The following is a 25,804-nucleotide window of genomic DNA, read 5'->3' as shown; positions in this document are numbered from 1 at the left end:
GCGAGTATGGTCGTCGTCGCCAACCTCAGGCACTTGTCGTGCAGCGACACGCCGTCGCTGGAGACATTTCGGCCTGAAGGGCCATTCGGCATCTACATCCTCGCAATGGTTGGCCCTGCTGGCGAGCCAGGCGAGGAGTCCTTTGGATTCACTTTGTGCACACCGGAATGGTTCGCGGAGAACATGAAAGACACTCATGTCCCGGGACGACACTTCCTATTCGTCAAGGAATACGACTACCCCGCGCTAGAGCGGTACGTGCGGGGCTATTGCCAGAAATGCATGGGTAACAGCTGGAAAGAGACTGCCGAAAAAGTTGGCCTCTTCGGCTCCTGGGAGTTCGAGAACTACACGCCCTGACCGGGTATGTGCTCGGATTCCGTTTCAACCGGGCTTGTCCCGGCCATCCACCGCTGTAAAACCCTGCCATGACAAAACCCCTCGCTGACCGTATCGCTCTCGTCACCGGCGCCTCGCGCGGCATCGGCTATGCCACCGCCATCGCACTCGCCAAGGCCGGCGCGCATATTGTGGCGGTGGCGCGCACGCAAGGCGGGCTGGAAGAGCTCGACGACGAGATCCGGAAACTCGGCGGCAGCGCCACCTTGGTGCCGCTCAATCTCACCGATTCCGACGGCATCGCGCGACTGGGCGCCGGCCTGCACGAACGCTACGGCAAGCTCGACATCCTCGTCGGCAATGCCGGCGTGCTCGGCCCCTCCTCGCCGATCGGTCATATCGAGCTGAAGACCTTCACCGACGTGATGGCCGTCAACGTCTCCGCGAACTTCCAGCTGATCCGCTGCATGGAGCCGCTGCTCAAGCAATCCGATGCCGGCCGCGCCGTGTTCATCACCTCGGGCGCCGCCAACAAGGCGACCGCCTATGTCAGCCCCTACGCGGCGTCCAAGGCCGCGCTGGAGACGCTGGCTCGCGCCTGGGCGCAGGAGACCGCGAACACGAAGCTGCGCGTCAATCTGTTCAACCCGGGACCGGTCCGCACCCGCATGCGCGCGACGCTGATGCCGGGCGAAGACCCGGCGACGCTCGACACGCCCGAGCAGGTCGCCGAATTCATCGTGCCGATGTGCGCGCCTGACTGGACCGAGACCGGCAAGTTCTATGACTACAAGACCCGCAGCCTGATGAGCTTCCGCTCCCCGGCCTGATTGACTTGACTGCCTCCCCGCGATTGACTGCCCGCGCGTAAGCGGCAGCAAGCCGCACGCCAACAAAAGGGAGGTTGCCATGGCGCCATGGCACGATCGCGCAGGCTCTGCGTCTGCGCTCGCACGTCACGCTCTCTCCATTCTGATCGCAGCCGTCGCCTTTGCTCTTCCGGTTGCGTCGAATGCTGGCGACGTCCCGACTTTTGCGGTCGATCCCTCCTGGCCAAAGCAGCTGCCGAACAACTGGATCCTCGGCCAGGTCGGCGGCATCACCGTCGACTGGCAGGGCCATATCTGGGTGATCCATCGCCCGCGCTCGCTTACCGACGACGAGAAAGGCGCAAGCCTCAATCCGCCGCGCTCGAAATGCTGCGTGTCGGCGCCGCCCGTGCTCGAGTTCGACGTCGACGGCAATCTGCTGCGCTCATGGGGCGGTCCCGGGCAGGGCTATGAATGGGTTGGCCGCGAGCACGGCATCGAGGTCGACGAGCGCGGCTTCGTCTGGGTCGGCGGCAATGCCGACAACGACAACGCCATCGTGAAGTTCACGCTCGACGGCAAATTCGTCGCCCAGATCGGCAAGTTCGCCCCGAGCCTGGGCAGCAACGATACGACGCAGCTCGGCAAACCCGCCGAGACCGCGCTCGACAAGGAGGCCAACGAAATCTACGTCGCCGACGGCTATGGCAACCGCCGCGTCATCGTGTTCGATGCGACGACGCTGGCCTACAAGCGGCACTGGGGGGCCTACGGCAACAAGCCCGATGACAACAAGCAGGCGCCCTACGATCCCAAGGCGCCGGCATCGCAGCAATTCGGCAACCCCGTCCACTGCGTGAAGCTCGCCAATGACGGCCTCGTCTATGTCTGCGATCGCATCAACAACCGTATCCAGGTGTTCAAGAAGGACGGCAGCTTCGTGAAAGAGTTCTTCTTCGAGAAGAACACGCTCGGCAACGGCGCGGTGTGGGACATCGCGATCTGGCCCGATCCGAAGCAAACCTATCTGCTCAGCGCCGACGGCGAGAACAACGAGATCCGGGTCATCAAGCGCGAGGACGGCAGCGTGGTCGGCAGCTTCGGGCATAACGGCCGCAACGCCGGTCAATTCCACTGGGTGCACGCCATGGCGATCGACGCCGGGGGTAACGTCTATACCGCCGAGGTCGATACCGGAAAGCGCATCCAGAAATTCAAGCTGACATCGGACGCGCTCAAATAGCGTCTCAACGCATTTTTCCCAAAAAGTTAACCGACGGATGACGCTACGACGCAGCGTCATCCGGCTTTAGGCGCATTGCCGCCGGCCCTGGGACAGGCTAGAGCCAATCAGCCGGAACAAGGCTCCGCAAGAGAGCAGTCCGCATATTTGACAATGGAGGAAACCTTTTATGACGACGACGTTCGCGCGCCGCTCCGCCGCCCTTCTGGCCTGTGCCGCCTTCGGTTTTGCAACATCCGCCTACGCGCAGGACAAGACCGTCAAGATCGGCGTGCTCAACGACATGTCGAGCCTCTATGCCGACATCGGCGGCCCCAACTCCGTGGTTGCGATCAAGATGGCGGTCGAGGATTCCGGCTTGCTCAAGAAGGGCTGGAAGATCGAGGTGCTGAGCGGCGATCACCAGAACAAGCCCGACGTCGGCGTCAACATCGCCCGGCAGTGGATCGACAACGACAAGGTCGATGCGATCGCGGACACGCCGAGCTCCGGCGTCGCGCTGGCGGTCAGCAACCTCGTCAAGGAAAAGAATGCAGTGCTGCTCAATTCGGGCGCTGCCACCGCGGATCTCACCGGCAAGGCCTGCACGCCCAACACGGTCTCCTACACCTATGACACCTACATGCTCGCCAACGGCACCGGCAAGGCGCTGACCAAGGCCGGCGGCGACAGCTGGTTCTTCCTCACCGCCGACTACGCGTTCGGTCACGCGCTGGAGCGCGACACCAGCGCCGTCGTCACCGCCAATGGCGGCAAGCTGCTCGGCGGCGTCAAGCACCCGCTCAACACCGCGGACTTCTCCTCCTTCCTGCTCCAGGCGCAATCGTCGAAGGCCAAGATCATCGGCCTCGCCAACGCCGGCGGCGACACCACCAACGCCATCAAGCAGGCGGCCGAGTTCGGCATCGTCCAGGGCGGCCAGAAGCTCGCGGCGCTGCTGCTGTTCATCAACGACGTGCACTCGCTGGGGCTCAAGACCGCGCAGGGCCTGACCTTCACCGAATCGTTCTACTGGGACCTGAACGACAAGACCCGCGAATGGTCCAAGCGCTTCTCGGCGCTGGCCAGCAAGAACGCGATGCCGTCGATGACCCAGGCCGGCAACTACGCGATGGTGCTGCACTATCTCAAGGCGATGGACGCGCTCGGCGGCAATCCGCATGACGGCGCCAAGGTCGTCGCCAAGATGAAGGAGCTGCCGACCGACGATCCGCTGTTCGGCAACGGCCCGCTGCGCCAGGACGGCCGCCGCCTCATCCCGGCCTACCTGTTCGAGGTGAAGAAGCCCGAGGAGTCGAAGGGGCCGTGGGACTATTACAAGCAGATCGCCACGATCTCCGCCGAAGACGCAGCAAAGCCGCTCAAGGACAGCGATTGTCCGCTGGTGAAAAAGTAAGAGTGTAGCGGCATCCCGGGGCGATGCGAAGCATCGAACCCGGGATCTCGCGCGGCATTCTCCGCTGCCGTAGGGTGGGCAAAGCGAAGCGTGCCCACGACTTCTTGCTATCACGAACAGATGGTGGGCACGGCGCTGCGCGCCTTTGCCCACCCTACGATCCCGTCTTCGCCCCACCCAGCGTCCGCACCGCGATCGCCACGCAGACCACCATGAGCGCTGCCGCGAGCAGGAACGGTGCGCCGGGCAGGTGCAGCGGCGCGCCGGCGCTGATGAAATAGGAAAAGGTCAGCGTGAACAGGAACGGGCCGACGAGCTGCGACACGCTCTGCACGCTCGCGGTTGCGCCCTGGAGCTGGCCCTGCTGCTCGGCCGCGACCAGCCGCGTCATCAATGCTTGCGAGGCGGCACCCGAGATGCCCCACAGCGCCAGAATGGGAATCCCGATCCAGGACAGCGGCCCGGTCGGCGCAGCGCCCAGGACGACGAAGCCGAGCGCGCCACAACACAGGCCCAGCAACAGCGCGTTCCGCTCGCCGAGCACGCGCACGATCGGGCCGATCGCAAGCCCCTGCACCACCATGGCGCAGATGCCGACCATCGCCAGCGTCAGTCCCACGGTCTTGGAATCCCAGCCGTAGCGATAGGTCGCATAGAGCACGAAGGTCGAGGGCAACACGACATGCGCGACCTGCGCGATGAAATTGACGACGGACAACGCAGCGAGCACCGCATTGGAGCGCAACAGGCGGAGCGCGCCGAGCGGACTGGCACTTCGCCAGCGGAACGGCGCGCGCTTGTCAGGCGCAAGCGATTCCGGCAGGACGAACAGACCGTAGAGGGCATTGGCGAAGCTGAGGGCCGCCGACGCCCAGAACGGCAGGCGCGGATCGATGTCGCCGAGCAGACCGCCGAGCGCTGGCCCCAGGATGAAGCCGGCGCCGAACGCCGCGCCAATCCGGCCGAAGACCGCCGCGCGTCGCTCCGGCGGCGTGATGTCGGCGATATAGGCAAAGGCCGTCGAGATGCTGGCCGAAGTGATCCCCGAGATGACGCGGCCGACGAACAACCACACCAGGGACGGCGCCAGCGCCATCAGCACGTAGTCGGCCGCGAGCCCGAAATTCGACAGCAATACCACCGGCCGCCGCCCGAAACGATCCGACAGCGCGCCGAGCAACGGCGAGAACACGAACTGCATCAGCGCCCAGGCGGTGCCGAACAGGCCGAAGATGCGGGCGGCGTGGGCGGTATCGTTGTCGACGAAGCTCTCGATCAGCTTCGGCAGGATCGGCATGATGACGCCGAGCGCGAGCATGTCCAGGAGGATGGTGACGAAGATGAAGGCGACCGCGCCGCGCTGGACCGGCACAGCGCCTTGCGCCGCCGCCTCGCTGGCGCCGTCACTCACGACGGCCGCTTGCGCTTGTGCGCGAAGGGATTGGCCTTCTCGCGCAAGGTGATGCGCACCGGCGTGCCCGGCAGCTCGAAGGTCTCGCGCATGGAATTGATGAGGTAGCGCAAATAGGACTGCGGCACCGCGTCAGCGCGCGAGCAGAACAGCACGAAGCTCGGCGGGCGCGCCTTGGTCTGCGTGATGTAATTGAGCTTGAGCCGTCGGCCGGACACGGCCGGCGGCGGATTGGCCTGAACCGCCTGCTCGAACCAGCGGTTCAATGCCGACGTCGACACGCGCCGGTTCCAAAGCGCGTAGGCGTCCTGGATCGCCTGCATCAGCCGATCGATGCCCTCGCCCATCAGGCCCGAGACCGCGACGATCGGCACGCCCTTGATCTGCGGCAGCCAATGGTCGGCATCGCGACGCAGACCCGAGATCGCACCGCCCCCCTTGCTCTCCATCAGGTCCCATTTGTTGACGGCGAGCACCACCGCGCGGCCCTCGCGCTCGATCAGATCGGCGATGCGCAAATCCTGCTCCTCGAAGCGGTTCTGCGAATCCATCATCATCACGACGACTTCGGCAAAACGGACCGCGCGCAGGGCGTCGGCGACCGAGAGCTTTTCCAGCTTCTCCTCGATGCGGGAGCGCCGGCGGAGACCTGCAGTGTCGAACACGCGAAACTCGCGGCCCTTCCAGTTGATCTCGACCGCGATGGAATCGCGCGTGGTGCCGGCCTCCGGGCTCGTCAGCAGGCGTTCCTCGCCGAGCAGATGGTTGATCAGCGTCGACTTGCCGGCATTGGGCCGGCCGACGATGGCGACCCGGATCGGGCGCGTCGCGGCCTCTTCCTCGGTGAGCGGCTCGTCGTCCTCGGTCTCGTCGTCGTCGACGGGCTCCGGCATCAACTTGGCGAGCTCATCGTAGAGCTCGCCCATGCCCTCGCCATGCTCGGCCGAGATCTGGATGGGATCGCCAAGGCCGAGCGCAAAGGATTCCATCGCGCCGGCATCGCCATGCTTGCCCTCGCTCTTGTTGGCGACCAGCAGCACGGGCTTGTTGGCCTTGCGGGCGAAATCGGCGAAGGCGCGGTCGGTGGGCGTGAGGCCGACGCGGGCATCGATGACGAAGAACAGCGCGTCGGCCTGCGCGATCGCGGTCTCGGTCTGCTCCTGCATGCGCGCGGTCAGCGAGCCCTTGGCGCCCTCGTCGAGGCCTGCGGTATCGATGATGGTGAATTCGAGATCGCCGAGCCTCGCCTCACCCTCGCGGCGGTCGCGGGTGACGCCCGGCAGGTCGTCGACGAGCGCAAGCTTCTGTCCGACCAGGCGGTTGAACAGCGTCGATTTGCCGACATTGGGCCGGCCGATGATGGCGATCGTGAAGGACATCGGTCATTCGTGCGCTGCCGGGGCTGCGCCTGTCAATCAAAGGAAAAAATTAGCGCGAGAAGCTGCCGCTCGGCAGCGGCGCCGGGAAGCCGCCCTGCGTCTGCTGCTGCGTGGTCTGGGTCGGTTGCGCCTGCTGGACCGGCTGATCCGGCGGCGGCGCAGTGGTGCGCTTGCGGACGATCTTGTGCTTGGGCGGCGGAGCGGCCGTGGCCGGCGCCGCCTCCGGCTGAGCCTCGCCGTCGACTTCGCCGGCGGGCGCTTCAGTCGGTGCTGCCGCTGCGGCGGTCGGCTGCCTCGTGTGCTTCGCCTTGGCACCCTTCGCCGGCTTGGCCGGCTCGGGCGGCGGCTCGGCGGGCAGAGCCGCGACGGCAGGCGCGTTCGGATCGGGCTGCTGCTGCGCGCCCTTGTACAGGTCCTTCGGAACGCCCTGCTCGAGGCCCGGCACACCCTCCGGGAAGACCGGCTTGCGGTCGCCCGGCAGCTTCTTCTTGGTGTCGAGGAAGTCGAGCATATCGCTTGGATCGAAGCTGGAGCAGCCGCCCAGGACGCCCGTGAAGGCGATCAGGACGGCGGCTGCGATCAAGCGTGGCGTGCGGCGCATATCGTGTCTCGTCTAGGTCAGGGAGCCGTCGTCAGCTCTTCTTGCTCAGCTCTTTTTGCTCAGCTCTTGGCGACGGGCGGCAGCAGGGCCTGGAGCGCCTCGGCGCGCGAGCGCAGGCCGGGCGGCGTTTCGCCGTCTTCACCAATCGCGTCGAGCCATTTGCGGGCCGCCGTCATGTCGTTGTTGCGCCAGGCCGACAGCGCCAGCATCTCGCGGGCGGTGTGGCGGAAGGTCGATTTGGGGGCGGCGGAAGGCTCCAGCCGCTGCTGCATGTCGGCATAGCTGGCGCTGTCGAGCACCAGGCCGGCGGCGCGGATCTTGGCCAGATCCTGCCACTCACCACCGACGCTGCGGTCGGCAGCGATGTCGTCATACATCTTGGCAGCAGCCTTGGCGTCACGGGGCGCCGCCTCGGCTGCGGCGCGCAGCCGCGCCAGGGTGCGATAACCCGAGGGCGCCTTGGCGGCGAGCTCGGTGAAGGCGGCCTCGGCCTCGGCATGCTTGTCCTGGTCGGACAGCTCCGCCGCCTTCTCGAAGGCGGCGCCGGCCTCGGCGGCCTTCTTGGCTTCCAGATATTGATAACCGCGCCAGCCGCCGACGCCGGCAACGACCAGCACCATCAGGGCGATGAAGTAGATCGAATATCTATCCCACAGCTTCTTGAGCTGTTCGCGACGTACTTCCTCGTCGACTTCGTCAAATAATTCAGACACTTATGCTAATCCCATGCCCGTCCGGGTGCGCGCGCCGAAGCGTTCGCGTCAGGAATCCCGTCCCCCACGTGGCGGCGAGGTACCCTAACGATATGGCGGTGGCAAGGCAAAGCGAGCCCGATCAAGGCGTTAACCACCCGGGAGAGCCCGGATGGCCCTGCCCGGCTCAAGCGCCCAGGAGCTCCCGGAGCTGCCGCTTCAGCACCTTGCCGTTGGCGTTGCGCGGCAGCGGCTCAGGTGTGATCGCCAGGGTCTCGGGAACCTTGTAGTCGGACAGACGCTCCGCGCACCAGGCGCGCAGGGCCTCGCCGGCGACCGGCGCGCGCGTCACCACCACGGCGTGGACGCGCTCGCCCAGCACCGGGCACGCCTTGGCGATGATCGCGCTCTCGATCACGGCGGGATGGCCGGCCAGCACGGATTCCACCTCGGCCGAATAGATCTTCAGGCCGCCGCGATTGATCATGTCCTTCTGGCGGTCGAACACGCGGACGAACCCTTCCGCATCGACCGAGCCGAGATCGCCGGAGTGCCAGAACCCGCTGGTGAAGCTCTCGGCGGTGGCTTTGGGATTATTCCAATAGCCCTTGATGACGGAGGCGCTCTGGATCCAGAGCTCGCCGATCTCCCCGTGCGGCAGCTCGCGCCCGCTCGGATCCATCGCGACGATGCGCGCGCCGGGACAGGGCAGGCCGACGCTGTCGATATGGCTCTCGGTCAGCTCGCCCGGCATGATCGTCGAGGGCGACGTCGTCTCGGTCGCGCCGTAGCAGTTCATCAGCTTCAGGCCGGGAATTGTCGCCTTGAGCTTCTCGATGGTCGCGACCGGCATCGGCGCCCCGCCAAAGCCGCCGATGCGCCAGCTCGACAGATCGTAGCTGTCGAAATCCGGCTGCAGCAGGCAGAGATTGTACATCGCCGGCACCATCACCGTGTAGGTGACGCGCTCGCGCGTGGCGAGCTTGAGGTAATCGGCGGCCTTGAACTCGGGCATGATGATCAGCGCCCCGCCGCAGCGGATCATCGTCGTGATGTTGGCGACGACACCGGTGACATGACCGAGCGGCACCGCCGCGATCGAGCGATCCGTTTGCGTCAATTGCAGGCAGGACACGAACACCATCGAGGAATGGACGATGTTGCAATGGGCCAGCATCGCGCCCTTCGGCCTGCCTGTCGTGCCCGAGGTGTAGAGGATCATCGCGGTGTCCTCTTCGCTCACCTCGATCGGCGCAGGCGCCGACGGGTTGTCGGCGAGCGCAGCGAAACGTGAGCGAGCCGGATCGTCATCGACGGCGATGCGGTGGATCACATCGGGCACCTCCTCCGCATCGGGCAGCCGCTCTGCGAGGCCTGCTTCGTGGATCAGGATCTTGGCGCCGCAATCGGCGAGGACATAGGCGATCTCCGGCTTCTGCTGGCGCGTGCTGAGCAGCACCGTCACCAGCCCCTCATGCGCGGCGGCAAACAGCAGCAGCGGGAATTCGATGCGGTTACCGAGCAGGATCGCGACGCGGTCGCCCCGTTGCAGGCCAAGCTTGCGGAAGCCCGCGGCGATCCGCGCAGCCTGCTCCACGGCCTGCCGCCAGCTCAGCCGGACATTGCCTGCGATCAGTGCCTCGCCTTCGGCATTGCGATCGCGCGCCTCCGCGATCATCGCCCACACGCTCGCCGGCCGATCCGAAAATGCCGGCACCACCCGGTCGCCGAAGCGCGCCTCGAACCGCATCGGCGGGATCTGAGATTGCGACCAGTCCATCGAAGGGCCCTCGGTTTGTTGCTCTTATCAGCTTCCGCGCATGGACATCGGGGTTTCGTCTTGTGCTGACCGGCTAGACCCCGATCACGGGAACACCGATCACGACCGGATGGAACGCGAAGGCCAGCGCGAGATAGGCGACGACGCCGACGACGACCGCAATCAGATCATTGCTGACGCCGCCCACCGGGATCGGGGGGCCGCCGGCGTCGGTGCGATGCTTGAGCGAAATGCGGTCATACACCGCCCAGCCCAGGAACGAGCCGAACAGAATGATGGAGCCGAGATCGCCGTTGGCCAAAAGATGCGCCGCCGCCCACAGCTTGATGCCGGCCAGCATCGGATGCTTTAGCGTCGCGTAGATGCGGCCGCGCAGATAAGAGGCGACCACCAGGATGACCGCGGGCAGCATCAGCGCGAGCGTGATGTGCTTCATCGCCTTCGGCGGATACCAGACGTCGATCCAGCCGGAGCTGCGGTAATGCGCAAAGCCCCAGATGATCAACGCGAGACCCGCGAGCGAGACCACGGTATAGAGGATCTTGTAGGTCCCCTCGCCCAGCCTTGCGATTGCCTGCGCACGCGCCTCACGTTTGGTGGTGAAAACATGGGTGGCGAAGAACAGCACCAGCCCCAGGATCATGACCAGCAGACCCACGACATCCTCCCCGCAATGCAGCCCCCGCCTCTGAGGTATCATCGATTGGCGGCTGCTCGCAACTCGTGCGCTACTGGCCGATCTGCCGATTGTCGACATATCGGATCGCGATCGGCCGCCCGGCCAGGGCACCGGCGAGTCCGCCAGTGAATTTCAGCGGCAGGCAGGCGTTCAGCGAGGCGTTGATCGCCTTCAGATAGGTCGCGCGGGTGTCGGCCGGAACGCCGGTGGTTGCGAATGTCAGGCGCGGCGGACCGATCAGGCCGCCCGCCTTGTTGAAACTGAAACGCACCGACATCTGCATGCCCGCGCGCGCACCGTCTGATGGCGGCGACCAGCAGGTGCGTAGCTCGGCGAAGAGATCGCCGATCGTGTCGAGATCGTGATCCGGCTTCCGATACTTGGCGCGATCGGCTTCGGAGGGCACGCTCTCGATCGTCAGCTGAAGATTTTGCCCATAGGGATAGTCGATCTCGGGAATGCAGGGGCCGGGCTCGAGGGGACTGCAATAGGACGGCGTGCAGGGCCGATAGTCGAGCACGCTGCACGGCTCGTGCGCAAACGGGATTGGATTGATCTGGCGTCGCTGCGCGTCGGCGGCGATCGTCGAGATCGTCAGCAGGAGAAAAACAAGGAAGCCGCGCCACATGGAGTGAGCTCGCAATGCCACCAGAAAAGGTGGCATTGTCCATGAATGCGTCAAGTCCGCGCGCGTTCACATGCTCGCGCGCGAGCGGCAGGCCCACCCTACCCCTTCTTCTTGACGTCCTTCACGTTGGTGAATTCGATGCCCTCGGCGCGTTCCTTGGTGTAGCCGAGATAGAATTCGTTCCGCGCCAGATACACGGGATCGCCGTCGACGTCGTCGGCGATGCTGGAGGTGTTGGCGGCGATGAAGGTGTCGAGCTTCTTGCGGTCCTCCGAGGAGACCCAGCGCGCGAGCTGGAATTCGCTGACCTCGAACTCGACCGGCAGTGAATATTCCGCCTCCAGCCGTGCCTTCAGCACGTCGAGCTGGAGCGCGCCGACGACACCCACCAGCGCCGGCGCTCCGTCGCGCGGGCGGAACACCTGCACCACGCCCTCTTCCGACATCTGCTGCAGCGCTTCCTTCAGCTTCTTGGCCTTCATCGCGTCGGTGAGACGGACGCGGCGGACGATTTCCGGCGCGAAACTCGGCACGCCGACGAAGTTGAAATCCTCGCCCTCGGTCAGCGTGTCGCCGATGCGCAGCGTGCCGTGATTGGGAATGCCGACGACGTCGCCGGCGAAGGCTTCATCCGCGACCGAACGGTCCTGGGCGAAGAAGAATTGCGGGCTCGACAGCGGCATGCTCTTGCCGGTGCGCACCAGCTTGGCCTTCATGCCGCGGCTGAGCTTGCCCGAGCAGAGGCGCGCGAAGGCGATGCGGTCGCGGTGGTTCGGATCCATATTGGCCTGGATCTTGAACACGAAGGCGCTCATGCGCGGATCGGTGGCCTCGACCTTGCGCTGGTCGCTGTCCTGCGCGCGCGGCTCGGGCGCGAACTTGCCGAGGCCTTCCAGCAGGTCGCCGACGCCGAAATTGCGCAGCGCGCTGCCGAAATAGACCGGCGTCAGATGGCCCTCGCGGAACGCGTCGAGCTCGAACGGTTTTGACGCTTCGGTGACGAGCTCGAGCTCGTCCTTGACCGCGGAGACATCGAGATTGGCATTGAGCTTGGCGAGCTCGGCGATCTCGATCTGCTGCGCCGCGCCGGTCTTGGCACCGCCGCCTTCGAGCAGGCGCACGCCGCCATTGGCGACGTCGTAAGTGCCGAGGAAGTCGCGGCCGCGGCCGACCGGCCAGGTCATCGGCGTGGTGTCGAGCGCCAGCGTCTTCTCGATCTCGTCGAGCAGCTCGAACACGTCGCGGCTCTCGCGATCCATCTTGTTGATGAAGGTGATGATCGGGATATCCCGAAGACGACACACCTCGAACAGCTTTCGAGTGCGCGCCTCGATGCCCTTGGCGGCGTCGATCACCATCACGGCGGAATCGACCGCGGTCAGCGTGCGATAGGTGTCTTCCGAAAAGTCCTCGTGGCCCGGCGTGTCCAGCAGGTTGAAGACAAGGCCCTCGAACTCGAAGGTCATCACCGAGGTCACGACAGAGATACCGCGCTCGCGCTCGATCTTCATCCAGTCCGAGCGCGTGTTGCGCCGCTCGCCCTTGGCCTTGACTTGGCCGGCCAGGTTGATGGCGCCGCCGAACAGCAGCAGCTTTTCGGTCAGCGTGGTCTTGCCGGCGTCGGGATGGGAGATGATCGCAAACGTGCGCCGCCGCGCCACTTCGGCGGCAAGCGGGGAACGGGCCGGCGATTCGGCTGTGGTGGTGGCGATGTCGGACATGGCGGGAGCGTGTGGCAGGGAAAACGGGCCTGATCAAGCCTCATTTGGTGATTGCGGAGCCTTCCGGCCAGCCCCATATCGGCCTTGGCCATACTGGCCTTGGGGGGAGGACGGCCTCCTCGCCCATCAGCCGCGGGGACGACCCTGCCTTGAAGGGAGGGTCGTCATGGCCTGGAGCATCCTGTTCGTCGCGGGTCTTCTCGAGATCACCTGGGCGATCGGCCTGAAATATACCGAGGGTTTTAGCAGACTTGTTCCGTCCGTCGTCACGCTCGCGGCCATGGCTGGCAGCGTCATCCTGCTCGGCCTCGCCCTCAAATCGCTGCCCGTCGGAACCGCCTATGCGGTGTGGACCGGCATCGGCGCGGTCGGCACCGCGACCCTCGGCATTGTCCTGTTCGGGGAGCCGGCCACCGCCCTTCGTCTTGCCAGCATCGCCCTGATCGTTGCCGGGATCGTCGGGCTGAAGCTGGTTACTTGACGAAGATCTTGACCGCCCACCAGGTCAGCGCCGCTACGATGGCCGAGGCCGGGATAGTGATCACCCAGGCGTAGACGATCGAGCTGGCAACGTTCCAGCGCACCGCCGAGACGCGGCGGGCGGCGCCGACGCCGACGATGGCGCCGGTGATCGTGTGCGTGGTGGAGACGGGAACCCCAAGATAGGTCGCCATGAACAAAGTCGCGGCCCCGCCAGTCTCGGCGCAAAAGCCCTGCATGGGAGTCAATTTGGTGATGCGCAGGCCCATGGTGCGGACGATGCGCCAGCCGCCCATCAGCGTGCCCAGCGCCATCGCCGCCTGGCATGACAGCACCACCCAGAACGGCACCGAGAAGTCGCTGCCGAGATGGCCCTGCGAATAGAGCAACACCGCGATGATGCCCATGGTCTTCTGCGCGTCGTTGCCGCCATGGCCGAGCGAATAGAGCGAGGCGGAGGCGAATTGCAGGATGCGGAAGGCGCGATCGACCGCGAATGGCGTCGAGCGCACCGAGGCCCAGGACACGATCGCCACCAGCATCATCGCCAGCAGGAAGCCGATCAGCGGCGACAGCACGATCGCCAGCACCGTCTTGCTCAATCCGCTCCACACCGCAGCGGAGATCCCGGCTTTGGCCATGCCGCCGCCGACGAGCCCGCCGATCAGCGCATGCGACGACGAGGACGGGATGCCGAGCGCCCAGGTCACGAGGTTCCAGACGATGGCGCCGACCAGGGCTGCGAAGATCACCTGGGCGTCGACGATCGAGGGATCGATGATGCCGGTGCCGATGGTCTGGGCGACGTGCAGGCCGAACACCATGAAGGCGACGAAATTGAAGAACGCGGCCCAGAACACCGCGAATTGCGGCCGCAGCACGCGGGTCGAGACGATGGTCGCGATCGAATTGGCGGCGTCGTGCAGGCCATTTAGGAAATCGAACAGCAGCGCGACGGCGATCAAGCCGACCAGGACGGGAAGACCCAACGCGGCATCCACAGCGGCCTGCCCTAAACTTGCTCGATGACGATGCTGTTGATCTCGTTCGCGACGTCGTCGAAGCGATCCGCGACCTTCTCGAGGTGGTCGTAGATCTCGACGCCGACGATGAAGTCCATCGCATTGCCGTCGCGATGCTTGAGGAACAGCTCCTTCAGACCGATGTCGTGGAGATCGTCGACGCGGCCCTCGAGCTTTCCGAGTTCCTCCGTGATCGCGGTCAGCATGGCGACGTTCGGACCGATCGACTGCATGAGCGGCAGCGCGCGGCCGACCAGATTGGCGCACTCGATCAGAAGCCCGCCGATCTCGCGCATGGGCGGCTCGAAGGTGCGGACCTCGAACAACATCACCGCCTTGGCCGTCTGCTGCATCTGGTCGATGGCGTCGTCCATCGACGTGATCAGGTTCTTGATGTCGCCGCGGTCGAACGGGGTGATGAAGGTGCGGCGCACCGCCGTCAGCACCTCTCGGGTGATGTTGTCGGCATCATTCTCGAACTGGTTGACGCGCTGGCAATAGACCGGCGTCTCCTCGCCCCCGTTGAGCATGCCCTGGAGCGCGATGGAGCCCTGGATCACCGTCTGGGCATGCCGGTCGAACAGGTCAAAGAACCGTTCTTCCTTGGGCAGGAAAGCACGAAACCATCGCATCATGGGGGGAGGCTACCGGTTGGAAATGGCCCGGCCCTATCAGGCCGTCATGAAACTGTCATAGACCATTTTCGATCCGCGCGCGTGTCATCTCACGCCCGCGGAGCCGGATCATCCACCGCTTTCAAGCGGCCGGCAAACCGATTTAAAATCAACCAGTTAGAGCGATCTCCGGAAGTAATGCGCGATTTCGCCGATGACGCCGCGGCGGAAGGTGAGCACGCAGACCACGAAGATCGAGCCCTGGATCACCGTCACCCATTGGCCGAAACCGGCGAGATATTGCTGCATGGCGATGATCGCGAAGGCACCGACCACGGGGCCGAAGATGGTTCCGAGGCCGCCAACCAGCGTCATCAGCACGACCTCGCCCGACATCGACCAATGGACGTCGGTGAGCGAGGCGTTCTGCGCCACAAAGACCTTCAGTGCACCGGCAAAACCGGCCAGCGTTCCCGACAGCACGAAGGCCAGGAACTTGTACTGGTCGGTGCGGTAGCCGAGCGAAATCGCGCGCTGCTCGTTCTCCCGGATCGACTTCAGCACCTCGCCGAACGGCGAGTTGATGATGCGGTAGATCAACAGGAAGCCGGCAAGAAACCCGACCAGCACGACGTAATAGAGCACCGTCGGCTTGGAGAGATCGAAGACGCCGAACATGCGTCCCTGCGGGATGCCCTGGATGCCGTCCTCACCGTGGGTGAACGGGGCCTGGAGGTAGATGAAGTACAGGAGTTGTGACAGAGCCAGGGTGATCATCGAGAAATAGATGCCCTGGCGGCGGATCGAGATGTAGCCGGTGATGATCGAGAGCACGAAAGCCGCGGCGATGCCGACGAGGATGCCGAGCTCAGGCGGCAACGCCCACACTTTCAGCGCATGCGCGCAGCAATAGCCGGCGGTCCCCAGGAACATGGCGTGGCCGAACGACAGCAGGCCGCCATAGCCGACCAGCAGATTGAAGGCGCAGGCGAGCAGCGCAAAGCACAGCGCCTGCATCACGAAGAACGGGTAGACGCCCGTGAATGGTACCGACGCCAGCAGCAGCGCCATCACTACGAAAGCGATCATCTCGTCGCGCATCGCGCGAGGGGTCACCGGCAGCGTGTCGTCCGTCAGGGTTGTCATATCAGGCCGCCCTTCCCGTCAATCCCGTTGGCTTCACCAAGAGCACCAGCACCATCAGCACGAACACGACGGTGTTGGAGGCCTCGGGATAGAAATACTTGGTCAGACCCTCGATCACGCCGAGCGCGAAGCCGGTGATGATGGAGCCCATGATCGAACCCATGCCGCCGATCACGACCACCGCGAACACCACGATAATCAGGTCGGCGCCCATCAGCGGTCGCACCTGGTTGATCGGCGCCGACAGCACGCCCGCGAGCGCGGCAAGGCCGACGCCGAGACCATAGGTCAGCGTGATCATGCGCGGCACGTTGATGCCGAAGGCACGCACCAGCGTCGGATTTTCGGTGGCGGCGCGCAGGTAAGCGCCGAGCTGGGTCTTCTCGATCAGGAACCATGTCGCCAGACATACGACCAGCGAGAACACGACCACCCAGCCGCGATAGATCGGCAAGAACATGAAGCCCAGATTCATGCCGCCCTTGAGCTGGTCCGGAATGGCGTAAGGCAGACCGGAGGAGCCGAAATAATTCTGGAACACGCCCTGCACGATCAGCGCGATGCCGAAGGTCAGGAGCAGGCCGTAGAGATGGTCGAGCCCGGTCAGCCATTGCAGCATGGTCCTTTCCAGGATCATGCCGAAGATGCCGACGATCACGGGTGCGATCAGCAGTGCCCACCAGTAGTTGATGCCACCGAGGCTCAACAGGAAATAGGCAACGAAGGCGCCCATCATGTAGAGCGCGCCATGGGCGAAATTGATGATGTTCAGCATGCCGAAAATCACGGCAAGCCCGAGACTGAGCAGCGCGTAGAACGAGCCGTTGATCAATCCCACCAGTAGCTGAGCGTATAGAGCCTGCATCGATCCCGCACCCGGTCCCTTCTCGTCGTTCCCCAAGAGCAAGCCGGCGCAGTTGCGCCGGCTCGCATCATCACACTTACTTCTTCACGAGCGGACAGACGCTCTCGGACAGCGGCCGGAACGCCTGATCCGCGGCCGTCGTGCCGATCAGCTTGTAATAGTCCCAGGGCCCTTTGGATTCCTCGGGCTTCTTGACCTCGAACAGATAGGCGGGATGCAGCTTGCGACCGTCCTCGCGGATCGTTCCCTTGCCGAACAGCGGATCGTCCGTCGGCATCTCCTTCATCTTGGCGACCACCTTGGCCCCGTCATGCGGATTGCCGCCCATCGCCTCCAGCGCCTTGAAATAGTGCAGCAGACCCGAGTAGACGCCGGCCTGCACCATCGAGGGCATCGCCTTGTTCTTCATGCGCTCGGAGAAGCGCTTGGAGAACGCGCGCGTACCGTCGTTCATGTCCCAATAGAAGGTCTCGGTGAAGTTCAGGCCCTGCGCCACCTTCAGACCGAGCGAGTGCACGTCGGTGATGAAGAGCAGCAGGCCCGCAAGCTTCTGGCCGCCCGAGACGATGCCGAACTCCGCCGCCTGCTTGATGGTGTTGGTGGTGTCGCCGCCGGCATTCGCCATGCCGATGATCTTGGCTTTGGAGGCCTGCGCCTGAAGCAGGAACGACGAGAAGTCGGCAGTATTCAGAGGATGCTTGACATTGCCGATCACCTTGCCGCCCGACTTCACCACGACCGCGGCGGTGTCGCGCTCGAGGGCATGGCCAAAGGCGTAGTCCGCGGTGAGAAAATACCATGTGTCGCCGCCCGCCTTCACCAGCGCCTGCCCGGTACTGTTGGCCAGCATATAGGTATCATAGACCCAGTGGATCGTGTTCGGTGAGCATTGCGCGTTGGTGAGATCCGACGTCGCCGCACCCGTGTCGATCAGGATCGAATTCTTCTCCTTGACGACATTGTTGACCGCGAGCGCGACGCCGGAGTTCAGGACATCCATGAAGATGTCGACCTTCTCGACGTCGATCCATTGCCGAGCAATCGTGGAGCCGATGTCGGGCTTGTTCTGATGGTCGGCGGAGATCAGGTCGAGCTTCCAGCCCTTGGCAGCGAGCCCGGAATCCTCGATCGCCATCTGTGCGGCGACGGTCGAGCCAGAGCCACCGAGATCGGCATAGAGTCCCGAATTGTCGGTCAGCACGCCGATCTTGATGTTCTTGTCCTGCGCGACTGCGCCACCTGCCGCGCCGAGCGCCAGGGCCGTCCCGAGCAACATTGCCGAAATGCTGTGCTTCATAATCCGCCTCCCAATATTCCTTTGATAGTTACTCTTGCACGTCCGCCTGCTCGGCTACACACCAAGATAGGTGTGGAGCTTGTCCATGTTGGCGGCAAGATCCGCATTGGAAAATCCGTCAATGATCTTGCCGTGCTCGACCACGTAGTAACGGTCGGCGACGGTGGATGCGAAGCGGAAGTTCTGCTCGACCAGGAGGATGGTGAAGCCCTCCTTCTTGAGCCGCGCAATGGTGTGGCCGATCTGCTGGATGATGACCGGCGCAAGGCCCTCGGTCGGCTCGTCCAGCATCAGGAAGCTCGCACCGGTGCGCAGGATGCGCGCGATCGCGAGCATCTGCTGCTCGCCACCGGACAGCTTGGTGCCCTGGCTGTTGAGCCGCTCCTTCAGGTTCGGAAACAGCTCGAAGATCTGATCGAGCGGCAGCCCGCCTTCGCGGACCACCGGCGGCAGCATCAAATTCTCCCGCACGTCGAGACTGGAGAATATGCCCCGCTCTTCCGGGCAGAATGCGATGCCCATGCGCGCGATCTTGTCGGAGGTCGCGCGGATGATCTCCTGGTTGTTGAACTTCACCGAGCCGGTACGCTTGCCGATGATGCCCATGATCGACTTCAGCGTGGTCGTCTTGCCGGCGCCGTTACGCCCGAGCAGGGTGACGACCTCGCCCGCGTTCACGTCGAAGTTGATCCCGTGCAGGATGTGAGACTCGCCGTACCAGGCTTCCAGGTTGCGGATTTGAAGGATGTTTCCGCCGGTCGCAGCCTTGGCCGGAGCCTCGGCGATCGCAGTGTCAGGCATGACCGGCTCCCAGATAGGCTTCCTTGACGCGCTCGTCCTTGGTGAGCTCCGAGTAATGGCCCTGCGCGAGCACCTGGCCGCGCGTCAGCACGGTGATGATGTCGGACAGGTTGGCCACGACGCTTAAATTATGCTCCACCATCAGGATGGTGTATTTCGCCGAGATGCGCTTGATCAGCGCCGCGATCTTGTCGATGTCCTCGTGGCCCATGCCCGCCATCGGCTCGTCCAGCAGCATCATCTCCGGGTCGAGCGCGAGCGTGGTTGCGATCTCCAGTGCACGCTTGCGTCCATAGGGCATCTCGACCGCGGGTGTGTTGGCAAACTCGTTCAGGCCGACATCGTTCAACAATTCGCGCGCGCGGTCGTTGAAGCGGTTGAGCACCGACTTGGAGCGCCAGAAATCGAACGAAGAGCCGTGCTGGCGCTGAAGCGCGACACGGACGTTTTCCAGCGCCGTGAGATGCGGAAACACCGCCGAAATCTGGAACGAGCGAACCAGCCCCATGCGGGCCACGTCGGCCGGTGCCATCGCGGTAATGTCCTGCCCCTTGTAGAGGATTTTTCCGGCAGACGGTTTCAGGAACTTGGTCAGAAGATTGAAGCAGGTCGTCTTGCCGGCCCCATTCGGACCGATCAACGCATGAATGCTCCCACGGCGAACCTTGAGCGCAACGTCGCGGACGGCGAAGAAGCCCGCGAACTCCTTGGTTAAGCCTTCCGTTTCGAGAATAAACTCATCGGCCAAACAGATTTCCCCCTGCCCGCGCGAGCCGCGTGGCTATCCTTGTTGCTTCGGCTTTCCGGGGGCCTTGGAGCCTATCCTTGGAGCCCATCCGGAACGCCGCCTCCGGGCGCGGAATATGCCGGAGGTGACGGGGGTTAGGCAAGGCGGAAAGCTGAGCAGATCAGGTCTCCGGCTGGGATACAAATGCTCCCTTAGTCGGAGATGTTTTGATGTCGTGCCTGCCCGGCCTCCCGGTTCGCAAGGCACCGGTCATCAAGCCGTCGTTAACGGTCTTTCGTCCGGCACGCCAGCCTTCATAGAAAATTTTCCCGCACACGGCATCATGTGCAGGTTTTGACGTTCCGGGATTATCGTTTTGGATTTCGCCAGCGCCGCTCCGTCCGTCGTCAAGTCAATCAGGCAGCGTGATCTCCTGAACACGTGGCTGCGACTTTACGCGAGCCAGCAGATCGCGCCGGCGGTTTGGGAATATCAGCCTGCGCGGCTGGAGGAAGAGCTGTCCGATCTCATCTATTATACGGTGGACGCTTCGACGTCGGCGCCACGCCTCACCATCCAGAGCGAAGGCACGCGTATCTCCCGTGCTTATGGGCATACCGGCAAGGGTGTTCTGCTCGACGATTATCTCGGGCCGCGGCTCGCCCCCTTGGTGATGCCAGTTTACTATGAATGCGTGGCATGCGGGCTTCCCGTCTACAGCGTTGCCGATGTCGACGACATCTACGGACGCATCGTCGCGTATGAACGGCTGCTGCTGCCTTTCCAGACCGGCGGCCAAGTCTGCCACGTCATCGCCTCGGTCAAGACCTTCTGCGAGGACGGCGGCTTCGAGATCAAGAATCTGATGCGCGGAAATGACGCGCTGCCGCGCCCGAAACTGCGCGCCGTGATCGATCGCGATCTCTTCCATCGCGCGCCTGGCCGCATCGCGACGGCCGACGTGGTCGAATTCGCGGACCAGCCGGCTCCCGGCGTCACCAACGAGATCATCGAGCTGAACTAATCTCTAACGCGTCTTGGCGCCGACTTCCTTGGCATAGATGTCCGGCTTGAAGCCGACCAGCAGCTTGCCGCCGATTTCCAGCACCGGCCGCTTGATCATCGATGGTTGCGCTAGCATCAGCGCCAGCGCCTTCGTCTCGCTCAAGCCTTCCTTGTCGGAATCGGGCAGCTTCTTGAAGGTCGTGCCGGCGCGATTGAGCAGCGTCTCCCAGCCGACCTTGTCGCTCCACTGCTTGAGCTTGTCCTTCTCGACGCCCGCCGCCTTGTAGTCGTGGAATTCATACGCGACGCCATGGGTATCGAGCCAGGCGCGCGCCTTCTTCATGGTGTCGCAGTTCTTGATGCCGTAGATGGTGTTGGGCAAGATGTTCCTCGCGCATGGCGTATCGTGATGTTCGCAGCGTTGTACGAAACTCCGCTTCGCGCGACAATATTGCGAACGAAGCCAACTCTCCGAACGGACACTTTATGCACGTCACTCACGATCCCGCAGCCACCGCCACGCCGACCATCGACTTCAACAGCTTCCTCGCGGTCGATATCCGTGTCGGGACCATCGTCGAGGCAAAACCGTTTCCGGAAGCGCGCAAGCCGGCCTTTCGACTGTGGGTCGACTTTGGCCCGGTGATCGGCGTGCGCAAGAGCTCGGCCCAGATCACCGAAAACCATCCGCTCGAGACTTTGGTGGGACAACAGGTCGCGGCCGTCGTCAATTTCCCGCCGCGCCAGATCGGACCCGTCATCTCGGAGGTGCTGACGCTCGGCTTCCCCGATGCCGACGGCAAGGTCGTGCTGGTGCAGCCGAGCAGGCCAGTGCCGAACGGCGGACGGCTGTTCTAGCCGCGCGCGATCGAGTGCAGCGTCGCCTCTGTCGACGCATTCGCAACGGACATCATCTCCTCCTTCCCGGCCCGAGACCGGGCCAGACTTGACCAAAATCCTCTCCTCCCATAAAAATGACTGACTGATCGTTTTTTATCACGATCGGCTTGTTCTCGGCCCAATATGGATTGATGGCAAAACGATCGATCTGTCAGTTATTTAAGGACGACCAGATGCCCAAGATCAGCGACCAGCAGCGCGAAAGCCGGCGGCAGCAAATTCTCGAAGCTGCCCTCGCCTGCTTCTCCGAAGACGGTTTTCACCAGACCGGCATGGCCGACATCGTGAAGCGGTCCGGACTGAGCCATGGCGCGGTCTATCTCTACTTCCAGAGCAAGGACGATCTGATCGAGGCGCTCGCCGACGACCGGCATCGCCGCGAAGCCGTGCTCAATTCGGTCGCGCAAGGATCCGGCGATCCGATCGAAGGGCTTCACGCGCTGATCCGCGTTTACGCGCAATGGCTGACCGACCCCGCCGGGGAAGCGCGCCGCCGTGTCGGCATCCACGGCTGGGCCGAAGCCCTGCGCAACCGCCGCGTCCGCACCAGCGTCGTCGAGGGCATCGACATGCCGCGCGCTCTGATCGTCGCGCTGGTCGAGCGCGGCCAGCATGACGGCCTCCTCAGGCGCGATCTCGGTGCGGAAGCGATCGCACGCGTGCTTCTCGCGATCTTCCAGGGATTTGTGCTGCAAAAATGCTGGGGCGACGCATTCGACGTCGAGGCCTGCATGGCGGCCGTGGCCGGGGTGATCGACGGCTTTCGCACGACCAGGCCCGACATCAAGCGGCGAAGCAGGACGTAAGCGATGTCAGGGATTCACGACCTGCTTGCTGGCGCCGGCGTCGGCCTGATCAGCGGCCTGGCATCAGGCTTCACGGGGACGAGCCCGGGGGGCGGGCTCGTGATCTTCAGCGTGCTGCTGCTCGGCGCGGAACAACACGTCGCACAAGGGACGTCACTGATCACACAGGTCCCGCCGACGGGCCTTGCCGGCGCGCGCCGCTATTGGCAGAGCGGCAATCGCAGCCCCTTGCCGTGGATTATCTGGATCGGCATCGGATTTCTCGTCGGCGGCGCCGGTGGCGGTTACGCCGCGGCGGCGGTTTCCGACCAGGTCTTGCAATGGACTTATGTCGTCTATCTCGTCGCGCTGATCGTCCTGCTGATCCCGCGTCGCGATCGCAAGGACGGCGGCCGTGAGCCCGGCGACCAGGACCAACTGCCCCGGCTACCGCTGCTGCTCATCGGCCTGCTTGCCGGATTTTCCTCCGGCTTCATGGGCATCGGCGGCGGCCTTGCAATCACCGTCGGCCTTGCTGCAGGCCTGCGCGTGCCGCAGCATCAGGCGCAGCTTGTCAGCCTCGTCTTCTCGATCCTCCCGACCAACCTTCCGGCGGCCTGGATCTACTGGAGCAAGGGCCTGCTGGTCGGCTGGCCGGCCATCACAGGCATTCTGGCCGGCCTCTGGATCGGCACCGATCTCGGCGCACGCCTGGCCAATGGCGTCAGCAAATCGGTACTGCGCCGGGTCATGATCGCCTTCGTCTCCCTGATGGCGCTCTACATGACCCACAAGGCGCTAACCTGATCTTACGGCCGCGGCGGAATGTTCAGCCCGCGCTGCACCGCCGGACGCGCGAGGCCGCGTTCGAGCCAGGCACCGACCGATTTGAACTGGGTGAATTCGACGAGATCGCCGGCACCGTAGAAGCCAATGAGATTGCGCACCCAGCCGAGCATCGAGATGTCGGCGATGGTGTAGTCGTCATCCATGAACCATTGCCGCCCCGAAAGATGCGTCTCCATCACGCCGAGCAGGCGCTTGGCCTCGGCGACGTAGCGGTCACGTGGCCGCTTGTCCTCAAAATCCTTGCCGGCGAATTTATGGAAGAAGCCAACCTGGCCGAACATCGGTCCGATGCCGCCCATCTGGAAGTGCACCCACTGGATGGTCTGGTAGCGGCGCGCGGCATCCTCGGGCAGCAGCTTGCCGGTCTTCTCGGCGAGGTATTGCAGGATCGCCCCGGACTCGAACAGCGGCAGCGGCCTGCCGCCCGGACCATTGGGATCGAGGATCGCCGGGATCTTGCCGTTCGGATTGAGCGAGAGGAATTCAGCCGTCTTCTGATCGTCCTTGCCGAAATCGACGAGATGGACCTCGTAGGGAAGTCCGATCTCCTCCAGCATGATCGAGACCTTGACGCCGTTCGGCGTCGGCAGCGAATAGAGCTGAAGCAGTTCGGGATGCTTGGCCGGCCAGCGTTTGGCGATGGGAAAGGCGGACAGATCAGACATCGGCACTCCGGCAGCGTTGGTGAGATGCCGCCTAATCTAGGCGAGCAAGCGAACGGCGCAAGGCCAGCCGATTATCTGGAAGATCAGGGGAAGGCGTGGATTAGCAATTGACGCCCTTGAAGCGACTAGAGCGGCAGCGTCGCGATCTTGACGACCGGCGTCATGGTTTCATGCTGCAGTCGATACTGGATGAACCATTGACCCGTGATCAGCAGCGCAGCCGTGAAGGCAATCGCGAGGGTCGCGGTCGCCCATTGGCAGACATCGTGCATGGTATTTGTCCCTCAACTCCTGTGGCTTAAACGCCCGCTGACATGCCGTGTTCCAACTTGGCAGGAAAATTTGCCGGTTTTTCCCGTTTTCGCAGAGGAGACGTTGCGTTGTTTCGAGGGACCATCGAGCAACTTGCGCGTTGTGACGGGATGAACATTGAGAAGCGCGCCCTGCTCGATCACGCTCAGCGCTGTCGCCGCGTCGCGGACGATCTCGCCCATCGCGAAGCCGCACGAAGGCTGCGAGCAATGGCCGATGTGTACGAAGCACGAGCAGCAAGGCTGGACGATGAGGGTGGCTCCTTGAAGCCGAGCCATTGTGGTCGTGGTCACCTTGCCGGTACAAGCGATCGGCAGAGTTGATCTGGTCAGTAGTTGATCTCCATCCGCAATCCGCGTGGATCGATCTCCTCGCCGCCGACACGCTGCGTGCTGTCGCGCGCCGCCACCGCGCAGGCACAGGCGTCGATGAGATCGTCGCGGCCGATGCCGGTGCCGTGGCGAAGCGTCAGCCATCTTTCGACCTTGGTGAAACCCCGAGCTATCAGCAACGCGACGCGCTGCTCGCGGCCTTGCGCCGACGTCTTCGGTTCAAGCGGCACTCGCCCTGCGAGATTCCAGAACACCAATTCCGGATGCGCTTCGCCGATCGTCGCCTGCCGCGCCGGAGTCATGATCTCATCGACGTCCCTGATCTTGTCCCTGATATTCCAGAGCTGCGCCGACACGCCCCTGCCGTTGCCTTCATGCGTCCAGTAGTGACGATTGGCCGCCGCCATATCGGGAAACGTCCAGAGATCGCGGCGCGCACCGAGAAACACGGCGGGGCCAATCAGCTCGCGCGCACGCAGGTCGCACGGGCGATAGCCGGCCGGATTCAATCCGATCGGCATGTCGATCATCGCGCGCGCATGCGGCAACGCAAGCAAACGTGTCAGGCCCGGCGAATAGTCGAAGCCATGATTGCCGCGCTCGTCGATCCAGGCCGCGACCCAGCCGAAACGAAATCCGTCGAGGCCGAGATAGTTTGGCACGTCATCCGTCCATCATTTTCATTTTTCCACGCGCGCGTCGCTTGACATCCGCAAGTTGCGGGCGTATGTCCCGCGCCCTCGCAGAACACTTCCGTTTGCGACAAGCACACCATGAACCGAGCGATGTCAGACCGCTACGAAAGAATTGCCCGCATGCCGAATAGCTCAAAGCTATTCGACGTCGCATGCCCGGCTCATGGGAGCGATCTTGCCTGACCGCAAGATCGACAGTCCGCTTCTCACGGACCCTCCCGAGCCTGCCGCTCCGGAGGGTTTTTTATTGCTCGCCGCGCGGTCCAACCGAACATCCCGGCAATCGCCGGAACGAGAGACCCGGATCTCGGGGCTCGCGCTAGAGAGGCGCGTGCCCAAGCGCGCGGGGCCTGCCGGAGGGAACGAGGCGATGAGCCGGACACCGATGGCAGAGCGAACCCTGATGGTTCGCAACATGCGGCGCGTCGACAGCGCCGCGATAGAATTTTTGTAGTTCGGTTTGCCGCTGTCGTCGCGGCTCAACCGACGCTGGTGGTGAAGATCTCGGATACTTCTCCACACGGCAAAGCGGGTATGCCTCCCGCCTTTGACACACGCACCGGGATGCAGCCTCGGAAAAGGTTCGCACGCGGCCCGGCACAGGATCCGTTCGCAAGAAGGGTCCTGTGTT

The 25,804-nt window shown here is 63.9% G+C and carries 29 protein-coding genes; 9 read left to right on the top strand and 20 right to left on the bottom strand.

The features are described 5' to 3' along the window. Positions 1-6 precede the first annotated feature (6 nt). The 4 genes from BM190_RS06150 (at position 7) to BM190_RS06135 (ending at position 3,787) form a co-directional block, all read left to right on the top strand. A complete protein-coding gene (locus BM190_RS06150; RefSeq protein WP_092252788.1) occupies positions 7-360 on the top strand; it encodes an immunity 8 family protein in 354 nt (117 codons plus the stop codon). A gap of 68 nt (positions 361-428) precedes the next feature. Beyond that, positions 429-1,169, top strand: a complete 741-nt coding sequence (locus BM190_RS06145; RefSeq protein WP_092252786.1) for an SDR family NAD(P)-dependent oxidoreductase — start codon at positions 429-431, stop codon at positions 1,167-1,169. Between the two features lie 79 nt (positions 1,170-1,248). Further along, positions 1,249-2,391 carry an NHL repeat-containing protein gene (locus tag BM190_RS06140; protein WP_092252784.1) on the top strand — a complete coding sequence of 381 codons (1,143 nt, stop codon included), beginning with the start codon at positions 1,249-1,251 and terminating at the stop codon, positions 2,389-2,391. A 169-nt stretch (positions 2,392-2,560) separates the two neighbouring features. Beyond that, entirely contained in the window at positions 2,561-3,787 is a 1,227-nt protein-coding gene (locus BM190_RS06135) for an ABC transporter substrate-binding protein (RefSeq protein ID WP_018317603.1), read from the top strand. Positions 3,788-3,941: 154 nt separating this feature from the next. Here BM190_RS06135 and BM190_RS06130 read toward each other — a convergent pair whose 3' ends face one another. The 8 genes from BM190_RS06130 to BM190_RS06095 all read right to left on the bottom strand — a co-directional run bounded on the left by BM190_RS06130 (position 3,942) and on the right by BM190_RS06095 (position 12,678). Beyond that, positions 3,942-5,198: a TCR/Tet family MFS transporter gene (locus tag BM190_RS06130; RefSeq protein ID WP_092252782.1), complete on the bottom strand. Its 1,257-nt coding sequence runs from the start codon at positions 5,196-5,198 to the stop codon at positions 3,942-3,944. Beyond that, on the bottom strand, positions 5,195-6,577 hold the full coding sequence (der, locus tag BM190_RS06125) for a ribosome biogenesis GTPase Der (RefSeq protein WP_018317605.1): 1,383 nt from the start codon (positions 6,575-6,577) through the stop codon (positions 5,195-5,197). The genes BM190_RS06130 and der overlap by 4 nt, the downstream gene beginning before the upstream one ends. Before the next feature lie 49 nt (positions 6,578-6,626). Then, positions 6,627-7,178 carry a hypothetical protein gene (locus BM190_RS06120; protein ID WP_092252780.1) on the bottom strand — a complete coding sequence of 184 codons (552 nt, stop codon included), beginning with the start codon at positions 7,176-7,178 and terminating at the stop codon, positions 6,627-6,629. 59 nt (positions 7,179-7,237) lie between these two features. Beyond that, positions 7,238-7,891, bottom strand: a complete 654-nt coding sequence (locus BM190_RS06115; protein WP_092252778.1) for a tetratricopeptide repeat protein — start codon at positions 7,889-7,891, stop codon at positions 7,238-7,240. 166 nt (positions 7,892-8,057) lie between these two features. Continuing rightward, the gene (locus BM190_RS06110) at positions 8,058-9,650 is read right to left on the bottom strand and encodes a class I adenylate-forming enzyme family protein (protein WP_092252776.1); all 1,593 of its coding nucleotides are present in this window, start codon (positions 9,648-9,650) and stop codon (positions 8,058-8,060) included. Between the two features lie 73 nt (positions 9,651-9,723). Then, entirely contained in the window at positions 9,724-10,308 is a 585-nt protein-coding gene (locus BM190_RS06105; protein WP_092252774.1) for an NnrU family protein, read from the bottom strand. A gap of 70 nt (positions 10,309-10,378) precedes the next feature. Further along, positions 10,379-10,957: a UCP034077 family protein gene (locus BM190_RS06100; protein ID WP_177236929.1), complete on the bottom strand. Its 579-nt coding sequence runs from the start codon at positions 10,955-10,957 to the stop codon at positions 10,379-10,381. Positions 10,958-11,055: 98 nt separating this feature from the next. Continuing rightward, the gene (locus tag BM190_RS06095; protein ID WP_018317611.1) at positions 11,056-12,678 is read right to left on the bottom strand and encodes a peptide chain release factor 3; all 1,623 of its coding nucleotides are present in this window, start codon (positions 12,676-12,678) and stop codon (positions 11,056-11,058) included. A gap of 166 nt (positions 12,679-12,844) precedes the next feature. Here BM190_RS06095 and sugE point away from each other — a divergent pair, with 166 nt between their 5' ends. Next, entirely contained in the window at positions 12,845-13,159 is a 315-nt protein-coding gene (sugE, locus tag BM190_RS06090; protein WP_018317612.1) for a quaternary ammonium compound efflux SMR transporter SugE, read from the top strand. Here the strand turns inward: sugE and BM190_RS06085 are convergent. The 7 genes from BM190_RS06085 to BM190_RS06055 all read right to left on the bottom strand — a co-directional run bounded on the left by BM190_RS06085 (position 13,152) and on the right by BM190_RS06055 (position 19,651). Continuing rightward, the gene (locus BM190_RS06085; protein WP_092252770.1) at positions 13,152-14,159 is read right to left on the bottom strand and encodes an inorganic phosphate transporter; all 1,008 of its coding nucleotides are present in this window, start codon (positions 14,157-14,159) and stop codon (positions 13,152-13,154) included. The two genes, sugE and BM190_RS06085, sit on opposite strands and share 8 nt — an antisense overlap. A gap of 11 nt (positions 14,160-14,170) precedes the next feature. Beyond that, a complete protein-coding gene (locus tag BM190_RS06080; protein WP_018317614.1) occupies positions 14,171-14,815 on the bottom strand; it encodes a DUF47 domain-containing protein in 645 nt (214 codons plus the stop codon). A gap of 156 nt (positions 14,816-14,971) precedes the next feature. Further along, positions 14,972-15,940: a branched-chain amino acid ABC transporter permease gene (locus BM190_RS06075; protein WP_092252768.1), complete on the bottom strand. Its 969-nt coding sequence runs from the start codon at positions 15,938-15,940 to the stop codon at positions 14,972-14,974. Between the two features lies 1 nt (position 15,941). Continuing rightward, positions 15,942-16,805, bottom strand: coding sequence for a branched-chain amino acid ABC transporter permease (locus tag BM190_RS06070; RefSeq protein WP_018317616.1), 864 nt, complete (start codon positions 16,803-16,805; stop codon positions 15,942-15,944). Positions 16,806-16,881: 76 nt separating this feature from the next. Then, on the bottom strand, positions 16,882-18,102 hold the full coding sequence (locus BM190_RS06065) for an ABC transporter substrate-binding protein (RefSeq protein WP_092252766.1): 1,221 nt from the start codon (positions 18,100-18,102) through the stop codon (positions 16,882-16,884). 54 nt (positions 18,103-18,156) lie between these two features. After that, entirely contained in the window at positions 18,157-18,903 is a 747-nt protein-coding gene (locus tag BM190_RS06060; protein ID WP_018317618.1) for an ABC transporter ATP-binding protein, read from the bottom strand. Then, the gene (locus BM190_RS06055) at positions 18,896-19,651 is read right to left on the bottom strand and encodes an ABC transporter ATP-binding protein (RefSeq protein WP_018317619.1); all 756 of its coding nucleotides are present in this window, start codon (positions 19,649-19,651) and stop codon (positions 18,896-18,898) included. The genes BM190_RS06060 and BM190_RS06055 overlap by 8 nt, the downstream gene beginning before the upstream one ends. Before the next feature lie 355 nt (positions 19,652-20,006). On the opposite strand from BM190_RS06055, the gene BM190_RS06050 reads away from it, so the two are divergent. Beyond that, positions 20,007-20,654, top strand: a complete 648-nt coding sequence (locus BM190_RS06050) for a PAS domain-containing protein (RefSeq protein ID WP_092252764.1) — start codon at positions 20,007-20,009, stop codon at positions 20,652-20,654. A gap of 3 nt (positions 20,655-20,657) precedes the next feature. Here BM190_RS06050 and BM190_RS06045 read toward each other — a convergent pair whose 3' ends face one another. After that, a complete protein-coding gene (locus tag BM190_RS06045) occupies positions 20,658-21,017 on the bottom strand; it encodes an ArsC family reductase (protein WP_018317620.1) in 360 nt (119 codons plus the stop codon). 104 nt (positions 21,018-21,121) lie between these two features. Here BM190_RS06045 and BM190_RS06040 point away from each other — a divergent pair, with 104 nt between their 5' ends. The 3 genes from BM190_RS06040 to BM190_RS06030 all read left to right on the top strand — a co-directional run bounded on the left by BM190_RS06040 (position 21,122) and on the right by BM190_RS06030 (position 23,127). Beyond that, the gene (locus BM190_RS06040) at positions 21,122-21,493 is read left to right on the top strand and encodes a tRNA-binding protein (RefSeq protein WP_092252762.1); all 372 of its coding nucleotides are present in this window, start codon (positions 21,122-21,124) and stop codon (positions 21,491-21,493) included. Positions 21,494-21,708: 215 nt separating this feature from the next. After that, a complete protein-coding gene (locus tag BM190_RS06035) occupies positions 21,709-22,341 on the top strand; it encodes a TetR/AcrR family transcriptional regulator (protein WP_092252760.1) in 633 nt (210 codons plus the stop codon). 3 nt (positions 22,342-22,344) lie between these two features. Then, positions 22,345-23,127 carry a sulfite exporter TauE/SafE family protein gene (locus tag BM190_RS06030; RefSeq protein WP_092252758.1) on the top strand — a complete coding sequence of 261 codons (783 nt, stop codon included), beginning with the start codon at positions 22,345-22,347 and terminating at the stop codon, positions 23,125-23,127. 2 nt (positions 23,128-23,129) lie between these two features. Here BM190_RS06030 and BM190_RS06025 read toward each other — a convergent pair whose 3' ends face one another. The 4 genes from BM190_RS06025 to BM190_RS06020 form a co-directional block, all read right to left on the bottom strand. Further along, on the bottom strand, positions 23,130-23,834 hold the full coding sequence (locus BM190_RS06025) for a glutathione S-transferase family protein (protein ID WP_092252756.1): 705 nt from the start codon (positions 23,832-23,834) through the stop codon (positions 23,130-23,132). 125 nt (positions 23,835-23,959) lie between these two features. Next, positions 23,960-24,106 (bottom strand): hypothetical protein, encoded by a 147-nt coding sequence (locus BM190_RS40295; protein ID WP_018317626.1) that lies wholly within the window; start codon positions 24,104-24,106, stop codon positions 23,960-23,962. Positions 24,107-24,118: 12 nt separating this feature from the next. Then, positions 24,119-24,328 (bottom strand): hypothetical protein, encoded by a 210-nt coding sequence (locus tag BM190_RS39445; RefSeq protein WP_143109017.1) that lies wholly within the window; start codon positions 24,326-24,328, stop codon positions 24,119-24,121. A 146-nt stretch (positions 24,329-24,474) separates the two neighbouring features. After that, on the bottom strand, positions 24,475-25,140 hold the full coding sequence (locus tag BM190_RS06020; protein WP_092252754.1) for a DUF429 domain-containing protein: 666 nt from the start codon (positions 25,138-25,140) through the stop codon (positions 24,475-24,477). Positions 25,141-25,804 lie beyond the last annotated feature (664 nt).

Origin of the sequence: Bradyrhizobium sp. Rc3b (genome assembly GCF_900114915.1) — a bacterium.
GTDB lineage: Bacteria > Pseudomonadota > Alphaproteobacteria > Rhizobiales > Xanthobacteraceae > Bradyrhizobium.
The sequence above is the reverse complement of the archived record's forward strand: the minus strand, read 5'-3'. Positions and strand labels throughout refer to the sequence as shown.

Excerpts from the sequence above, each read along its gene's own strand:
- BM190_RS06150 (WP_092252788.1), top strand. The coding sequence starts at position 7 with ATGGTCGTCGTCGCCAACCTCAGGCACTTGTCGTGCAGCGACACGCCG.
- BM190_RS06145 (WP_092252786.1), top strand. The coding sequence starts at position 429 with ATGACAAAACCCCTCGCTGACCGTATCGCTCTCGTCACCGGCGCCTCG.
- BM190_RS06140 (WP_092252784.1), top strand. The coding sequence starts at position 1,249 with ATGGCGCCATGGCACGATCGCGCAGGCTCTGCGTCTGCGCTCGCACGT.
- BM190_RS06135 (WP_018317603.1), top strand. The coding sequence starts at position 2,561 with ATGACGACGACGTTCGCGCGCCGCTCCGCCGCCCTTCTGGCCTGTGCC.
- der (WP_018317605.1), bottom strand. The coding sequence starts at position 6,577 with ATGTCCTTCACGATCGCCATCATCGGCCGGCCCAATGTCGGCAAATCG.
- BM190_RS06120 (WP_092252780.1), bottom strand. The coding sequence starts at position 7,178 with ATGCGCCGCACGCCACGCTTGATCGCAGCCGCCGTCCTGATCGCCTTC.
- BM190_RS06110 (WP_092252776.1), bottom strand. The coding sequence starts at position 9,650 with ATGGACTGGTCGCAATCTCAGATCCCGCCGATGCGGTTCGAGGCGCGC.
- BM190_RS06100 (WP_177236929.1), bottom strand. The coding sequence starts at position 10,957 with ATGTGGCGCGGCTTCCTTGTTTTTCTCCTGCTGACGATCTCGACGATC.
- BM190_RS06095 (WP_018317611.1), bottom strand. The coding sequence starts at position 12,678 with ATGTCCGACATCGCCACCACCACAGCCGAATCGCCGGCCCGTTCCCCG.
- sugE (WP_018317612.1), top strand. The coding sequence starts at position 12,845 with ATGGCCTGGAGCATCCTGTTCGTCGCGGGTCTTCTCGAGATCACCTGG.
- BM190_RS06080 (WP_018317614.1), bottom strand. The coding sequence starts at position 14,815 with ATGATGCGATGGTTTCGTGCTTTCCTGCCCAAGGAAGAACGGTTCTTT.
- BM190_RS06075 (WP_092252768.1), bottom strand. The coding sequence starts at position 15,940 with ATGACAACCCTGACGGACGACACGCTGCCGGTGACCCCTCGCGCGATG.
- BM190_RS06070 (WP_018317616.1), bottom strand. The coding sequence starts at position 16,805 with ATGCAGGCTCTATACGCTCAGCTACTGGTGGGATTGATCAACGGCTCG.
- BM190_RS06065 (WP_092252766.1), bottom strand. The coding sequence starts at position 18,102 with ATGAAGCACAGCATTTCGGCAATGTTGCTCGGGACGGCCCTGGCGCTC.
- BM190_RS06060 (WP_018317618.1), bottom strand. The coding sequence starts at position 18,903 with ATGCCTGACACTGCGATCGCCGAGGCTCCGGCCAAGGCTGCGACCGGC.
- BM190_RS06040 (WP_092252762.1), top strand. The coding sequence starts at position 21,122 with ATGCACGTCACTCACGATCCCGCAGCCACCGCCACGCCGACCATCGAC.
- BM190_RS06035 (WP_092252760.1), top strand. The coding sequence starts at position 21,709 with ATGCCCAAGATCAGCGACCAGCAGCGCGAAAGCCGGCGGCAGCAAATT.
- BM190_RS06030 (WP_092252758.1), top strand. The coding sequence starts at position 22,345 with ATGTCAGGGATTCACGACCTGCTTGCTGGCGCCGGCGTCGGCCTGATC.
- BM190_RS06025 (WP_092252756.1), bottom strand. The coding sequence starts at position 23,834 with ATGTCTGATCTGTCCGCCTTTCCCATCGCCAAACGCTGGCCGGCCAAG.
- BM190_RS40295 (WP_018317626.1), bottom strand. The coding sequence starts at position 24,106 with ATGCACGATGTCTGCCAATGGGCGACCGCGACCCTCGCGATTGCCTTC.
- BM190_RS39445 (WP_143109017.1), bottom strand. The coding sequence starts at position 24,328 with ATGGGCGAGATCGTCCGCGACGCGGCGACAGCGCTGAGCGTGATCGAG.